The organism is Colwellia sp. SU-HH00943, from assembly GCF_057546125.1.
On sequence record NZ_BAAJLW010000002.1, the window covers coordinates 331,011 to 346,530 of the forward strand.

At 37.4% G+C, this 15,520-nt stretch carries 13 protein-coding genes; 12 read left to right on the plus strand and 1 reads right to left on the minus strand.

Annotated features, from left to right (window positions below):
- The first annotated feature begins 29 nt into the window (after positions 1-29).
- From AC27GZ_RS06665 to AC27GZ_RS06700, 8 genes are all read left to right on the plus strand, one after another.
- Positions 30-962, plus strand: a complete 933-nt coding sequence (locus tag AC27GZ_RS06665; RefSeq protein WP_487094122.1) for a M14 family metallopeptidase — start codon at positions 30-32, stop codon at positions 960-962.
- Between the two features lie 8 nt (positions 963-970).
- Entirely contained in the window at positions 971-2,617 is a 1,647-nt protein-coding gene (pgi, locus tag AC27GZ_RS06670; protein ID WP_487094123.1) for a glucose-6-phosphate isomerase, read from the plus strand.
- A gap of 127 nt (positions 2,618-2,744) precedes the next feature.
- Positions 2,745-3,143, plus strand: coding sequence for a response regulator (locus tag AC27GZ_RS06675; RefSeq protein ID WP_487094124.1), 399 nt, complete (start codon positions 2,745-2,747; stop codon positions 3,141-3,143).
- Between the two features lie 79 nt (positions 3,144-3,222).
- Positions 3,223-3,774, plus strand: coding sequence for an adenine phosphoribosyltransferase (gene apt, locus AC27GZ_RS06680; protein ID WP_487094535.1), 552 nt, complete (start codon positions 3,223-3,225; stop codon positions 3,772-3,774).
- 63 nt (positions 3,775-3,837) lie between these two features.
- A complete protein-coding gene (gene dnaX, locus AC27GZ_RS06685; protein ID WP_487094125.1) occupies positions 3,838-6,135 on the plus strand; it encodes a DNA polymerase III subunit gamma/tau in 2,298 nt (765 codons plus the stop codon).
- A gap of 80 nt (positions 6,136-6,215) precedes the next feature.
- On the plus strand, positions 6,216-6,542 hold the full coding sequence (locus AC27GZ_RS06690) for a YbaB/EbfC family nucleoid-associated protein (protein ID WP_487094126.1): 327 nt from the start codon (positions 6,216-6,218) through the stop codon (positions 6,540-6,542).
- Between the two features lie 305 nt (positions 6,543-6,847).
- Positions 6,848-8,770, plus strand: a complete 1,923-nt coding sequence (locus tag AC27GZ_RS06695) for a CRTAC1 family protein (protein ID WP_487094127.1) — start codon at positions 6,848-6,850, stop codon at positions 8,768-8,770.
- 178 nt (positions 8,771-8,948) lie between these two features.
- Positions 8,949-10,136 (plus strand): amino acid aminotransferase, encoded by a 1,188-nt coding sequence (locus tag AC27GZ_RS06700; protein WP_487094128.1) that lies wholly within the window; start codon positions 8,949-8,951, stop codon positions 10,134-10,136.
- A gap of 129 nt (positions 10,137-10,265) precedes the next feature.
- Here AC27GZ_RS06700 and rraA read toward each other — a convergent pair whose 3' ends face one another.
- The gene (gene rraA, locus AC27GZ_RS06705) at positions 10,266-10,745 is read right to left on the minus strand and encodes a ribonuclease E activity regulator RraA (RefSeq protein WP_487094129.1); all 480 of its coding nucleotides are present in this window, start codon (positions 10,743-10,745) and stop codon (positions 10,266-10,268) included.
- Positions 10,746-10,905: 160 nt separating this feature from the next.
- Here rraA and glmS point away from each other — a divergent pair, with 160 nt between their 5' ends.
- From glmS to AC27GZ_RS06725, 4 genes are read left to right on the plus strand one after another with little or no spacing between them, the layout of a single operon-like run.
- Positions 10,906-11,346 (plus strand): methylaspartate mutase subunit S, encoded by a 441-nt coding sequence (gene glmS, locus AC27GZ_RS06710; protein WP_487094130.1) that lies wholly within the window; start codon positions 10,906-10,908, stop codon positions 11,344-11,346.
- On the plus strand, positions 11,346-12,710 hold the full coding sequence (locus AC27GZ_RS06715; RefSeq protein WP_487094131.1) for a hypothetical protein: 1,365 nt from the start codon (positions 11,346-11,348) through the stop codon (positions 12,708-12,710). The genes glmS and AC27GZ_RS06715 overlap by 1 nt, the downstream gene beginning before the upstream one ends.
- Positions 12,707-13,918: a glutamate mutase L gene (locus AC27GZ_RS06720; RefSeq protein WP_487094132.1), complete on the plus strand. Its 1,212-nt coding sequence runs from the start codon at positions 12,707-12,709 to the stop codon at positions 13,916-13,918. The genes AC27GZ_RS06715 and AC27GZ_RS06720 overlap by 4 nt, the downstream gene beginning before the upstream one ends.
- 18 nt (positions 13,919-13,936) lie before the next feature.
- On the plus strand, positions 13,937-15,505 hold the full coding sequence (locus AC27GZ_RS06725) for an AMP-binding protein (RefSeq protein WP_487094133.1): 1,569 nt from the start codon (positions 13,937-13,939) through the stop codon (positions 15,503-15,505).
- Positions 15,506-15,520 lie beyond the last annotated feature (15 nt).

Below are 15,520 nucleotides of genomic sequence, written 5' to 3' on the forward strand. Positions count from 1 at the left end.
ATTAAGAGTAAGGGAAAAATAAGCCTACTATGTCAAAAATACAGAAATACCCAATTGGTAGCCAAGGTAAAAAATGGGGAAGCACTGAAAAGCAGCAGTGGTTTGAGCAGCAATCAATTTTGCGTTCATACCAAGATGAAGTTGTCAGTAAAATTGATAGTTTATCTCCTCATTTTGAGGTTATTCAATATGGGGCTCTGTCTATTGATGAGCAAAGATATCCGCTTTTTGCGTTGAAAAGTAAAAACTGGCAAGACAATAAAAAAATTGCCTTAGTTACCGGTGGTATTCATGGTTATGAAACCAGTGGAGTTCATGGCGCATTGCGTTTTGTTATTAATGAAATAAATGATGTCGCCTTCAATTACAGAGAACACTTTAATTTACTGGTCATTCCCTGTGCAAGCCCTTGGGCTTATGAAACAATTAATCGTTGGAATCAAAATGCAATCGATCCAAATCGATCTTTTTATGCCAATAGCCCAGCAGAAGAATCTGCTCAATTAATGGCATTTATTGATTCGTTAACATCAGAGATTGTTGTGCACATTGATTTACATGAAACCACTGACACAGATAACACTGTATTTAGGCCAGCCCTTGCCGCAAGGGATGCAGTCGAGCAGAAAAACTGGAACATTCCGGATGGATTTTATTTAGTGGGGAATACTCCTAATCCGCAACCTAAGTTCCAATCAGCCGTTATTAAAGCGGTTGAAAAAGTGACACATATCGCGCCAGCAGATGAAGAAGGTAAACTAATTGGCGTTACTCTTGAGCAATTTGGTGTTATTAATTATGAAGGAAGAAAACTAGGCTTATGTATGGGTCTTACCAATGCGCCTTATGTAACAACAACAGAAGTATATCCAGATAGCCCAAAAGTAGATGATGAAAATTGTATTCTCGCTCAAGTAGCAGCAGTGACAGGTGCACTTGATTTTATTCTCAAGGAAAATTAGCCAAAAGTATGTTTAAGATGGATTTTTTTACTGACAACAATGCAATACAGGCAAGTATCAAAAATGCCCAAAATCGCACTATTTTATCTTTATTCGAAGACGAAAATCGTGCTGAAACATTTAGTTTAAGCGCTGCTGAATTATATTTAGATTACTCTAAGCAAAATATCACTCAGGCTGAATTAGCGAAGTTGATTGGTTGGGCGAAAGAAAAGCAGTTAACAAACAAAATTAGCAGTATGTTTGCTGGTAAAAAAATAAATTGTACTGAGCAGCGTGCTGTATTACACACACTGTTACGAGCACCTGAGGCTTGCCAAAAACAAGTACTCAGCGAACAAGAAGCTAAACAAGTCAGTGTTACAGAGCAGCGTATGAAAAGTGTTGTGGACGACGTTTGTCAGGGAAAACTTCTCAGTGCTAGCGGAGATAAGTTCACTGATGTAATTGCTGTCGGCATCGGTGGCTCATATTATGGTATCAAAATAGCGCTAAGCGCTTTACAGCCTTATCATTGTACTGGTTTGCGTGTCCATGTATTGGCTAATGTAGATGGCGGTGCTGTTACAGAAAAGTTAGCGCAACTTAACCCTGCAACAACACTCGTTATTGTTATTTCAAAAACCTTCACCACCCAAGAAACTTTACTTAATGCTAGCGCAATAAAAGCTTGGATGTTATCAGCTCTTAACTGCGATAGTGCTATTGAAAAGCAATGGTTTGCTGTTAGTAGTAATGTTGAAAAAGCACAAGCATTTGGTTTAATTCCTAAGCATGTTTTGCCTATGTGGGATTGGGTTGGAGGACGGTTTTCTGTATGGTCAGCGGTAGGGTTACCACTAGCGCTCGCCATAGGTAATGAAAATTTTGCCTTATTTAAACAAGGTGCTTATGACATGGATTGTCATTTTAAAGAAGCTGATTTTGCCAAGAACATGCCTGTCATAATGGCGTTGATAGGAATGTGGAACCGAAATGGTTTAGGTTATCAAAATATTGCTGTGTTGCCTTACGATCATGCTTTAAGAGCGTTACCGGGTTATATTCAACAAACCGATATGGAGAGTAATGGTAAATCAGTATCGATAACAGGTGACAAATTACCTTGGGCTACGGCGCCAATTGTGTTTGGTCAAGAAGGAACGAACGGACAACATGCTTTTATGCAATTGATGCATCAAAGTGATGAAATTATTCCCACAGACTTTATTGTGGCACTTCAAGGTGCTAGCGATATGGATGAGCATCATAAAATACTTATTGCTAACTGTTTTGCCCAAAGTGAAGCTCTAATGCAAGGAAAATCATTGCAGCAAGTAGAAGCTGATTTAGCCAGCCAAGGCATGAATCATGAAGAGATTAGTTTGCTTGCTAATCATAAAACCATGAAAGGCAATACCCCGAGTAATACCTTGTTAATGCCATCATTATCGCCAAAAACTTTAGGCTCCGTTTTAGCGCTTTATGAACATAAAATTTTTGTTCAAGGTTTGCTTTGGCAGCTTAACTCTTTTGATCAGTGGGGAGTTGAATTAGGTAAGCAACTTGGTAATCAAGTGCTAGCATTAATGGACAACTCAGCGCAGCAACATCAAATGTCAGCATCAAGCGTAAAGCTTATCAAGCGCTATCTAGCTAAGTGTTCAGCTAACTAAATAACAAATAATCTTTCAAAAAACTGTTCAGTATTAGTTCAATAAGGTAAAATATGCGCCTCTAAAAAGTTTGGTCTAACATGGGGTTATTCCTAACTTGTTGTATTAAAAGTGTTAATTTGTTTTTATGAATATATTGATTGTTGATGATAATAGTACTGTTCGTGCTTCTCTCAGCCAGTTGTTAATAGCGCATGGCTATAGTGTTGATACGGCGGTAAATGGCTTAGATGGCTTTGAAAAAGCACAGCAAGGTGATTATCAGCTGTTTGTCATTGATCACTTAATGCCTCTTATGAACGGAGTGGTATTAAGTAAAAATATTAAACAATCTGAGCAATACGCTGATACCCCAATTTTATTTATCACAACAGAATCAAAAGAAACAATACAAGGTTTGCCTGAGCTTTCGTTATTTTCACAAGTACTCACCAAACCTTTGCTTGAGAATGAATTTACAGAAACTGTAGCTGCATTATTATCAGATACACTGTTATCGACGAATGCGCCATCAGTTGCTTCATAAATAATCTTAAGCCACTATAAATTGTCATTGAATTGCTTTATTCTTTAATACATCAATATTGTTAACTTTGATTAAAGAAATTAAAATGACAGAACAACAACTGGCACAATTACAAGCTGCTATTAAATCAGTTCCTGATTACCCAATCCAAGGGATTCTTTTCCGCGATATTACAAGTTTGTTAGAAGATGCAGAGGCTTTTGCATTAACGATTAATTTGTTAACGCAGAAGTATAAAGATCAAGGTTTTACTAAAATAGTTGGCACTGAAGCTAGAGGCTTTTTATTTGGTGCTCCTTTGGCGTTAGCGCTAGGGATAGGCTTTGTACCTGTGCGAAAACCTGGGAAATTACCCCGCGCAACTTATGCGCAATCTTACCAACTTGAATACGGTGAAGATATCTTAGAAATTCATCGTGATGCGTTATCTGCAGATGACAAAGTATTGATCATTGATGACTTACTTGCGACAGGTGGCACTATCGAAGCAACCACTAAATTAATCCGTCGTATTGGCGCACAAGTGCAAGATGCAGGTTTTGTCATTTCGCTACCTGATTTAGGTGGCGAACAACGTTTACAAGCTATCGATTTATCACCCTATTCACTTATTCAGTTTGACGGTGAATAAATAGCTAAACAAGTCTTAGTAATTAGTTAGCGGTAATATAGAGACAATAAGAAGATAAAAAGTATGAGCTATCAAGTATTAGCGAGAAAGTGGCGTCCAAAAAAGTTTGAGGAACTGATGGGGCAAGAGCACGTTGTTACAGTGCTTGCTAACGCCCTTACACAGCAACGTTTGCATCATGCTTATCTTTTTACGGGTACTCGTGGTGTAGGTAAAACTACTATAGCTCGTATATTTGCTAAAAGTTTAAATTGTGAGCAAGGAATATCCGCTACACCTTGTGGTCAATGTGATACCTGTTTAGAAATAGATCAGGGACGTTTTGTTGACCTACTTGAAATTGATGCCGCGTCAAAAACGAAAGTAGATGACACGAGAGAAATTCTTGATAACGTTCAGTACGCACCGACTCGTGGTCGATATAAAGTGTATCTTATCGATGAAGTACACATGCTCTCTCGTCATAGTTTTAATGCCTTACTTAAAACACTTGAAGAGCCACCAGAGCACGTCAAATTTATCTTGGCAACAACCGATCCACAAAAACTACCGGTTACTGTGTTATCCCGTTGCTTACAGTTCCACTTAAAAGCACTTACTGTTAAGCAAATCGAAACTAAATTAGCTGAAATTCTTGCTCAAGAGCAAGTTGCTCACGAAGCCGGCACATTGACTTTACTCGCTAAAGCGGCCCGCGGAAGTATGCGAGATTCATTAAGTCTTACCGATCAAGCGGTTGCTCAAGGTCAGGGAAATATAACACTCGCGAATATTGTGCAAATGTTAGGTGGTATCGATCAGAATTGGGTATATAAAATTGTTATCGCCTTATTAAAGCAAGATGGTGAAGGCTTAATGGCGTTAACCGCTCAAATAGCCAGTAGTGCACCGAGTTATAGCCGATTATTTGCCGAGTTGATTCAACTATTTCATCAAATAGCTATTATGCAAATGGTTGAGCAGCATTTTGATTTATCGCCTGAGCATGCACAGTTATTGAAAAAGTTTAGCCAAGCCATGTCACCAGAAGATGTGCAATTGTATTATCAAATTTGTGTTAATGGCCGAAAAGACTTGCCATACGCCGCCGATGAGCAAGCCGCCTTTGATATGACGCTATTACGCTTATTTGCGTTTAAACCTATGCAAACCACTGATACGGTTAATCAGCAAGCTAGCAGTTCTACAGCATCCGCTAGAGAACCTCTTACTTTTGATGATGTGCAATTAACTGAAACCGAAACTGTTATCACACAGACAGCACCTCAACCACCAGTAGAGGCAGTTTTAGCAGAACCATTTTTAGCTGAGTCAGCACCTGTTAAAGAAGTAGAAGTAACAGCAGAGCAAAGGGTTGAAAATAAAATAAGTAAAACAGATTTCGATGTGAATCCGTCCGAAAATGTTGTTCCTGAAATTACTGAATTAGAAACTCATGGGGCAATCAGCACAAAGCCTGACGTATTAAACGAGCCTGAAGCGTTAGCTGAAGTTGAAACATTAGCTGAGGTTGAAGACACTAACGAAGTTTCAAATCCAGAACAGCAACTCGCGCAAGAAATGCAACAAATTGAGCAACAAGCGAATCAATTGCATCAACCGATGAGGTCAGTATCAGATGATGTCAGCCCTGAGACTTCATCAGCTGCTATACCTAAGTTAGCGCCGCTAACAACTGAGCAGCAAACAGTTGAAACACTTGACGCTGAGTCGATAGTAGCTCCGCCGAAAAATGAAGTGCTAATTGATAGCCCAATCAATGCGGCACTGGCGGGCCGCAACATGTTACGTAGTAGAAAAAAGCAATTGGAGCAGCAAACAAAAAAGCCTAGTGACGCTATCGAGCGTCAAGCCTCTAGTTCGAAAAACGAAGCGCTAAATAACAAACAAGCCGAAGTTAACCAGAAGGTAGAGTTACCTTCACCTGAGCAGCCTTATCAAGCTGAAAATATTGATCCGGCAAAGATTAAAAAAGCTAATCAAGTAGATCAATGGGCGCATATGATTGATTCTATGGAGTTAACCGCCCGATTAAGACAACTGGCGATTCATGCTACTATTGATGAAAACTCTACCGATGAGCATTTAATTTTATCGTTAGATCAAGCCACAAGACACTTGTACACAGACACGGCTCAAAACCAATTACAGCAAACCGTTAGTCAATATTTAGCAAAGCCAGTTACTGTCACCATTAATTTAGTGGAAGAAACAATTGCTGATCCCTATCAAATACAGTCACATATTAATGACAAGCGTTTTGATTACGCGAAAGAAGTGTTAGCTAATGATGAAATAGTGCAAGCGCTACAGAATGATTTTCAGGCAAACCTAGATGATGAAAGTGTGAGTGCAATTTAAAAGACTTACTGTTTTGTTAGCCAGCTATTTTGCTATAATGCTGGCAACTCATTTATAGATTATATATTTTTGGAGACGTAATGATGAAAGGTGGTATGGGCAACTTGATGAAACAAGCCCAACAAATGCAAGCAAAAATGCAAAAAGCGCAAGAAGAATTAGCCAATATGGAAGTTGTTGGTGAATCAGGCGCTGGTATGGTTAAAGTAACCATGACAGGTAGTCACAGTGTTCGTAGAGTAGAGCTTGATGATAGTTTAATGGAAGATGATAAAGACATGATTGAAGACTTACTCGCTGCAGCAGTTAACGATGCAGTACGTCGTGTTGAAGAACAAAACAAAGAAAAAATGGGTGCGTTGACTGGCGGTATGCAATTACCACCAGGTATGAAAATGCCATTCTAGATGCTACCTGCTAAGTATTTTAAAGAGCCGACTTCAATGTCGGTTTTTTGTTTAATAAGCTTTCAAAATGAATCATATTAGTTAACAAATCCAACAGCGAACATTAATTTCACCTCAAATTACCTCTAATTAATTTTATTTCATTTACTTTCTTTAATTATTAAGCCCTATTGTAGAAATAATAATTAAACGTTATATTAAAAACTATAATTGTTAACAAAATACAATTTATCTTGGTGAGGTTTTGATTGCTAGATTTTTCATTAACACCTGACTTAAATTAATCAGTAATCATTGGATGTTATATGAAAAATCGCATTAACCTTATTTTTACGCTAGCCGTCTGGCTTTTACTGTCTGGCTGCCAGTCACAAACCAGCCAAACTAAACTCGCTCAGGCGGTATCCTTTAAGGAAGTGAGTGACGAAGTTGGCTTGATTTCTGAGCCTGCTTGGAAATATGGCGGCCCTGCAGTTGCTGATATTAATAACGATGGTCATTATGATTTTTTGTTAACAAACCATGATACAACGCCCATTCGACTCTTTATGGCGAATGGGGATTTCACATTTACACGTCAAGCCGATATTTTTCGTCGTGTTGATTTACATGGTATTGCAGCAGGAGATTATGATCTCGATGGCGATAACGATATATTGATTTCTTTAGGGGGAGGTAATGGCACTAAACCTCAACCTCAACGGTTACTTAGAAATGATGGTGGCGAATTTGTTGATGTTACCGTACAGGCCGGGCTTTCTGAAATGGGCGCCCGTGGACGCTCTGTTCGTTGGATTGATTTAGATGGTGATGGCGATTTAGATTTTCTGCAAATTAATGCTGAAAAAGTTGTTAATGAAAGTGCACCGCGTAATATTCTTTTTGAAAATAAAGGCGATGGCAGCTTTGTTTATCGAGCGAATCCTGAGTTTGAAGATCTAGACGCAGAGCGTTTATTGTTGACGGATTTTAATAACGACAATATTACCGATATTGTTGCATTTAATACCTACGCTAAAGTAACCCTGTTACAAGGTAATAATGATTTTACCTTTGACAATGTTACTCACGCTATGTTGCCCAAAGATAGCCTTGGTTATCAGGGAGTGATTTCAGCAGCGCATGCTGATATTGATAATGATGGCGATAATGACTTATATCTTGCTCGCGGTAAGCTACATTATACCTTAGCCAATAATAGCCTCTCTTTTAATGAGCATACAGGGCGGCTCGATCTGCGTGATGAGGGTAATAAAAGCCATGATGGTATAACGCTTCATGCTAAAGCGAATATTGATTTATTGGATTTTTATCACTTTCCAAGAGCTAAGCGACTCGAAAAGATGCCGGTTTACTTGGGCAGTAATAAAAGCCTTATTGAAACGCCAAGTAAAGCAGTCACAATAACACCAGAGCAAGCGCAGGGATTTCCTGAAAAGCTTGAACAAACCGGTTGGTATTTAGGTTATTTGGGGGACGGAAATTGGCGTTTAGAGTGGTTACTAACCGATAACCTTGCTTGGGATGTACGTGCTTCAATTAAAGGGTTAACGGCCTATACACCTGATTGGCAGCCACAAAATCCTAATGTCGCTGATGTATTATTGAGAAATGATGGTGATAAATTCACGGATATTTCAAACCAACTACCTAAACAAAGCCTATCTAACAATTGGGGAGTTACAGTAGGTGACTTTAATAATGATACCTATACCGATTTTTTTATTCATCGTTTCGGTGGTTTAAAAGAGCGTATTGCTGATGTGGCTCTTATTAACCAAGGGGATGGTCATTTCACTTCACAAACGCTTGTTGAAGCCACAAGTGAAATAGGTTTAGATTCTCATGGTGATATGGGAACGGCGTTTGATTACAACTTAGATGGAAAAATAGATCTACTCAATGGTGATGATGACAATGGCCGATGGCATTTGTATCAAAATACTAGCCAAACCGATAATCACTATTTTCTTGCACGCATAGGTTACTCTATTAATGGCGTTGATCCTTTGGGCGCGAGAATATCAATTACCACAGCTAAGGGGAAACAATTTAAGATTATTGGCTCATCTAGTGCGTCTCATTCGCAAAGTGTCTTAAATATTGCCCATTTTGGTTTAGGTAGTGATGATATTATTCAAGCCGTTAACCTGCGCTGGCGGGATGGTAGCGAAGTTAACTTAAGTAATCTTGAAGCTGATAAATTACATTTAATTGGTGAATTTTAATAATGGCTAGCTTAACTACTAACTATTTCATCTAAGCAATAGCCTTTATTTATATATTTATCCACTCAAAACGCGATTCTTCATTTCGCTTGGGGTATAATCGCGACAATTATTGTGAATAGTTATTCCGTTTTAACGTTTCTACGGATATTTCAAAATTTTAAAGGTAGTAAAAAGCATGTTTACAAAGTTAAAGCAATTGCCAGCAGACCCTATTTTGGGGTTGTCGATAAAGTTTAAAGCGGATAATAACCCGAATAAAATCGATTTAGGTGCGGGTATTTATAAAGACGAAGCAGGAAATACCCCTGTTTTAGATTGCGTAAAAACAGCCGAGCATTTTCGTGCCGATAATGAAGCAAGTAAAGCTTATTTGGGCTCAGCAGGCTCAGCTCTTTTTAATGAAAAAATGACGTCACTTATTTTAGGTGATCATAAAGTTATTAGTGAAAAACGTATCCGTACTGTATCTACCCCAGGGGGTACTGGTGCTTTACGTGTAGCTGGTGAGTTTATTAAAACTTGTACGCCTGGCGCAACAATTTGGGTGAGCAATCCTACTTGGGCAAATCACCAAGGCGTATTTAAAGCCGCTGGCCTAACAGTTAAAACTTATCCGTATTACGATTACGAAAATAACTGTTTAGATTTTGAAGGTATGCTTGCGGCCCTTAAAGAAATTCCAAAAGAAGATGCAGTGTTATTGCATGCTTGTTGTCATAACCCTAGCGGTATGGATTTATCTAAAGAGCAATGGCAACAAGTGGCTGAAGTAAGTAAACATGTTGGTTTCATTCCTGTGATTGATATGGCTTACCAAGGTTTTGGTGAAGATTTAGATGCTGATGCTTACGGTTTACGTTTAATGGCTGATACTGTTGAGCAAATGATTATTTGTAGCTCATGTTCTAAAAACTTTGGTTTATATCGTGAGCGTATTGGTGCTTGTTCTATTATTGGCAGCAGTGCAGTTTCTACGGATATTATCAGCTCAGTATTATTGAATGTTGTCCGTGTAATGTACTCTATGCCGCCAGCACATGGTGCGGCGATTGTTGAAACTATATTATCGTCTGATGAATTAACGACTCAATGGCATGGTGAGTTAGCACAAATGCGTGACCGTATAAATGGTATGCGTCATTTGCTTGTGGATAAACTGATTGAAAATGGTGTGACTCGTGACTTTAGTTTTATCACTCGCCAAAATGGTATGTTCTCATTCTTAGGTATCGATCAAGATCAAGTGCAACGCTTACAAGACGAGTTTAGCATTTATATTGTTGGCTCTAGCCGTATCAGCTTAGCGGGTATTTCTCCAGATAATGTTAATTACTTAACGCAATCAATCGCAAAAGTACTATAACTTATTCTGCTTATAGCATGAGAAAAGCCCGTGATTATTACTAATCACGGGCTTTTTATTTTCAGTCAATCATCTTGCCATTTCATTTTGTCTTAAAATGGTTTAATTATTTTGTTTAAGCTTTAGTCATTAAACAATTTTCTCGCTAGTGACAATAACACCATCAGTATCGGCGTATAAGTAGTCACCTTGGTTAAACTCAACTCCATCAAAAGATAAGCTGATATTTCTTTCACCACTGGTTACCGGAATGTATTTTCTTGAGCAGGTGCCTAGGGCATATAACGCTACTGGAATATCAGTAATTTGGAAGGTATCTCTAATGTAGCCATTAATCACAATACCACTATAGTTGTTTTGGTGAGCAAACTTCATTAAATTTTCACCCACTACTGCATAATATTCTTTGTTTACGTCAACGACGACAACTTTACCTGTGCCATCTTCATCACGAAGTAGTGTGATTAAGTCACTGTTATTTTTATCTAACTTGATGGTAACAATCTCACCTTGGCACTTACTTGCACCACCAAAATTGGTATAGCCTGCACCTAAAACGGATACCTTTTCGCTATGTTCGTCACAGATATCGGCAGTAAAAAATGTCATAAAAATGTCCTGTTCTTTTTTTATATACGGTATAAGCCAGTATTCTAGCATTAAAGGAGTGTTTTGATATAAATTTTGATATTATATATTCAATATTAGTGAATAAATAAATTCCCACCTAGATAACACTAGATAAGAAACATAGTTAGGCATAAAAAGTATGAAGGTAGTAACGGGCGTAGTTGGCAATGATATTCATGTTGTTGCTAATCGGTTAATCGAGCTTTCCCTTGAGGCGCGAGGATATGAGGTATTCAATCTTGGAGTTAATACCTATTTAGAAGAGTTTTTTGATGCAGTAGTTGAAACTGGCGCTGAAGTGTTATTGATTTCATCACTAAATGGCGAAGCTGAAGGCTGGAGCCGAGAAGTTAAACTCTTAAAAGCCAAATATAAAAATTTAGACGATGTGATCATGATGATTGGCGGTAACTTGGTGGTAGGTACCGGTAATGCTGAAGATATTGTGCCGAGATACAAAAATTATGGATTTGATATTGTTTGTCATCAAGTGGATTTAAATACAGGTTTAGATATGTTGGAAGACCTATTAAAAGAAAGAAATATCGTAAATGACGAGATGAAAGCGGGTACTGAATAATGAGTTTGCTGCAGGAAGAAAGAGAAATCATTCTTAGCAATGAGTATGTAGAGGCATTTGATTTTGCCGAAGTGGCTGAATTTGTTAAAAATGCCAGTAAAGATTTGTTTATCTCTCACCACTTTAAACAACGCCAAAAAATGCTAGTTCAGCCACGTGGTGGTTTTCCAACGTACAAAAAACAATTCGCCCTTTATGAGTTTTTTGTAGACGCGAATGTTGATGTTCTACCGCTAACTATTGATTCTAATACTCGTTTAAACGATTACGCTACCTCAAAGAAAATGCTGCGTTTAAGTGAAGAAAATGAAGTTGATATGCTTAACGGTTATCCTTTGGTTAATCATGGTTACAGAACCACACGCAAAATGATCACGCATTTTAATAAGCCGGTGAGCCTGCGACACGGCACACCAGATGCGAGGTTATTGATAGAAACAGCCATAGCGTCAGGTATTTTTGAAATTGAAGGTGGACCAATAACTTACCTTTTACCTTACTCAAAAAACTTTCCGCTGGATAAAGCCTTTTTATACTGGAAATATGTTGAGCGCGTTTGTGCAAATTACTCAAAGTTAAACGAGCCAATTAATCGCGAGTCATTTGGGCCGCTTACCGCAACCCTAGTACCACCAGCAATCACCATAGTTATTCAATTACTTGAGATGCTTTTATCATTAGAAGAAGGAGTGAAATCTTTCTCGGTGTCTTTTGCTCAGCAAGGCTCAATGAATCAAGACATAGTCACAGGTGCGGTTATTAAAAAGCTTGCTAAGTATTATGCGGAACAAATTAATTGTGGCGATGCCGCTATTCACTTGGTTTATCACCAGTGGATGGGGGCTTTTCCGATGAACAAAGATTACGCGGAACAGCTTATTAATATGTCTACTGTCATTGCCTCTATGGTTGGCGCAGACAAAATCATCACCAAAACCCGTGAAGAAGCATCTGGCATTCCAACCAAAGAAGCTAACGCTAAAACCGTTGCTAATACTCAATATACTTTAGGTATTTTAAATGGTTTACCTAATGTGGTTGATGAAGAAGAAGAGGAAATGTTAACCCTGCAAGTCAAAGCCATTATGGAAGCAGTATTTAATGATCCTGCTGACACCTTGTGGCGTAAAGTCTTTAACTCCATCAAAAATGGCATTATTGATGTACCATTCTCGCCGCATATTATAAATCATAATAATATGATCACTATTAGAGATGCGAAGAAAAATATTCGTATCATTAAACGCGGAAATGTACCGATACCTGATCGTTGTTATGCTTATGATAAAGCGCAATGTGATTTAACCAAAGACACAACCAGTATTGTAAACGACATTATTCATGATATAGGTATTATGCAATGAGCACCTCGGTAGTAGAAAATAGTAAAAAAGAAAATAAGTTGCTGATTGATGTGGGTAGTACCTACTTTAAATTAAGTACAAAGGATAAATTAGAGCAGCACTTCAGAGACTTTAATAAAGATATTCTTGATGATTTAATGCACAAATGTGGCAATACTATTAGTGACTTTGAAAAAGAAGACGTGCATATTTGTTCGTCTGCTAATGGTGGATTAACTACGCTGATCATTGGTATCACCAATACTTTCTCATTAAAGTACGCCACCAATATCGCCTTTAATTCTGGAATCAATATTATTGATACTGTGCTATATCAAAATATTGAAGAGTATTCTATTCCGAGCGACTTGATTGATGTGGTGATCATTGTTGGCGGTATAAATTCAAATGGCGGAATTTTTTCTGAAAGTTTATATAACTATTTAGCACAATTACGCTATTCAAATATCGTCTTTGTTGGTAATGAGTTAGATGCACCGATAGTGAAAGAAAATATTGATGATGTCGTTGTACTACCTAATATTATTGATAACCGCTTACATATTGTTGAAGACGATTTAAGAGAGTATTTAACCAACCTTTATCAAAAGGATATTGAAGGTAAGGAAGATGTTAAAAATTTATATAACATTACTTCTAATCAGATCTTTTCAACGCCTTATATCGTTAATAAAACCTTACCATTGATTGATGCGAAATTCTCAGTAGTGAACCCTTTTATTTTACTCGATATAGGTGGCGCCACGACAGATATTCATTACTCTAAAGATCTCGTGGATGATAACTTAGTTACTGAAAATGAATATGATAGGTTAGTCTTTAAAAAGCTTGGTGTTTATAAATCTAAGCAATCATTAATTTTTACAGCAAAAAATAATGAATTTGTTTATGAATTGCTGATGCATTTAAAAGTGACCGAAAATATTTTTGAAGAGCAAAGCGAAAAAGCGACTAAAATTTTAATGCAGTTAGCCATTTTCTTAGTGTTATGTAAAATTTCGCACTATAGAAAAGCTTATATAAATTTAAAACTATTGTCTTTAAACTCTATTGTACTAACGGGTGGTATTACTAAAGTTTTATCCACAGAAGAGATTGAAGACATCGTCTCATTTTTCTATCAAAAAATTCTCAATTCAGCGCACAAGCCGACCACAGTACTTGATACTAATTATGATATTTGGACGCTTGAAGCTGCTAGCCTTTAAAGGGAGAGGAAAAATTTTATGTCAATAAATTGTATTAGAACACTACTTGAAGGAGCAGTTTCAGCTCATAGTGACAAAACAGCAGTAGTGTATAATGAACAAAGTATTACTTATGGTGAGCTTTTTGCGAAAGTTAACCAAGTTGCCTTTTATCTCAACGAGTTAGACTTGCCTAAAGACTCACGTGTTGGCTTATATTCGAATAAAGGTATTGAGCAAGTCATTGCAATTTTAGCTATTTTATCAACGGATTATGTATTAGTTCCTTTAACCACCTTGTTAAAATCTGAGCAGGTTGAATACATTATTAACGACTGTGACATTAAGTGTATTATCACAGATAAAGTAAAGCTTGAAAGCATCGAAGAAATCAATTTTAGCGGTCATGTTATTTCTTATGAAACGGCTGGTAAAGATATCGCTTCGTTTGAAGAAATTTTTAAATATTACAATAAACCTTATTCTTGCGATATTAGTGGTCACAGTAATGCTGTGATTACTTATTCTTTTGGTGTCTCAGGTACGCCAAAAGGCATTGTTATTTCACATCGTAATTTGATTGATTCAGCTCGTGTGGTATCTCAATATTTAGCACTAGAGCATGAAGATATTATTTCTGGTGTGCTTATTTTTAATTTAGATTACGGCTTAAATCAGATCTTTTGCACGCTTTATAAAAAAGCAACGTTAGCCTTGCATCGTTTTATTTTGCCGGAAGACTACTTTAATCATATTATCAATGACAAGGTAACCGTGTTGCCGTTGATGCCTGTGAATATTTCACAATTGTTTGATGGTGTTGAGCGTATTCCAAGCTCAGAGCTATTTGCTAGTGTTAAAACTATTACTTCATCAGGTGGAAATGTTACGGCTAAAATGATTAAAGATTGTAAAAACACTTTCACTGAAGCTAATTTTTACTCTATGCATGGCTTAACTGAAGCATTCCGCTCAACATATCTTGAACCATCACAAGCGCAAATTCGACCTGATTCTATTGGTAAAGCTATTCCAGATGTTGAGCTTTATGTGATTAACGAAGATGGAAAAGAATGTGGCGTACGTGAAGTAGGTGAGTTGATTCATCGTGGTGGTTACATTTATCGTGGTTTTTGGAATGCCCCTGAGCAAAATGCCCAACGTTTTAAATCAGTTCAAATTCTAAAAGATGTCATCAATTTAGAAGGGCAATTAACTGATGAAGTGGTTGTTGCAACCGGAGATTACGTATATAAAGATGAAGAAGGTTACCTTTACTTTGTCTCAAGACAAGATGATATGATCAAAACCCGAGGCTTTAGGGTGTCGCCGTTTGAAGTTGAATCTGTTGTCGCTAAAAACATTCCACAAATAGAGCAGTGTGCGGTATTCGGCTTAGAGAATGACATTATTGAAGAAGAAATTGTCATGGTTTATTCGTCGGTCAATGAAATTACTGAGCATGAAATTTTGTTTGAACTGAAAAAGCATTTAGCTTCGTATATGATCCCAAGCCGCGTACTATACAAACGTTCATTACCTTTAGTTCAAAGTGATAAAAACTTAATTAATAAAGATGAATTAAAGCGCGAGCTTCTCGGACAATAATTTATCGTTTATCTC

Bases quoted from the DNA above. Each gene is read 5' to 3' on its own strand.
- AC27GZ_RS06665 (WP_487094122.1), top strand. From the start codon at position 30: ATGTCAAAAATACAGAAATACCCAATTGGTAGCCAAGGTAAAAAATGG.
- pgi (WP_487094123.1), top strand. From the start codon at position 971: ATGTTTAAGATGGATTTTTTTACTGACAACAATGCAATACAGGCAAGT.
- AC27GZ_RS06675 (WP_487094124.1), top strand. From the start codon at position 2,745: ATGAATATATTGATTGTTGATGATAATAGTACTGTTCGTGCTTCTCTC.
- dnaX (WP_487094125.1), top strand. From the start codon at position 3,838: ATGAGCTATCAAGTATTAGCGAGAAAGTGGCGTCCAAAAAAGTTTGAG.
- AC27GZ_RS06690 (WP_487094126.1), top strand. From the start codon at position 6,216: ATGATGAAAGGTGGTATGGGCAACTTGATGAAACAAGCCCAACAAATG.
- AC27GZ_RS06695 (WP_487094127.1), top strand. From the start codon at position 6,848: ATGAAAAATCGCATTAACCTTATTTTTACGCTAGCCGTCTGGCTTTTA.
- AC27GZ_RS06700 (WP_487094128.1), top strand. From the start codon at position 8,949: ATGTTTACAAAGTTAAAGCAATTGCCAGCAGACCCTATTTTGGGGTTG.
- rraA (WP_487094129.1), bottom strand. From the start codon at position 10,745: ATGACATTTTTTACTGCCGATATCTGTGACGAACATAGCGAAAAGGTA.
- glmS (WP_487094130.1), top strand. From the start codon at position 10,906: ATGAAGGTAGTAACGGGCGTAGTTGGCAATGATATTCATGTTGTTGCT.
- AC27GZ_RS06715 (WP_487094131.1), top strand. From the start codon at position 11,346: ATGAGTTTGCTGCAGGAAGAAAGAGAAATCATTCTTAGCAATGAGTAT.
- AC27GZ_RS06720 (WP_487094132.1), top strand. From the start codon at position 12,707: ATGAGCACCTCGGTAGTAGAAAATAGTAAAAAAGAAAATAAGTTGCTG.
- AC27GZ_RS06725 (WP_487094133.1), top strand. From the start codon at position 13,937: ATGTCAATAAATTGTATTAGAACACTACTTGAAGGAGCAGTTTCAGCT.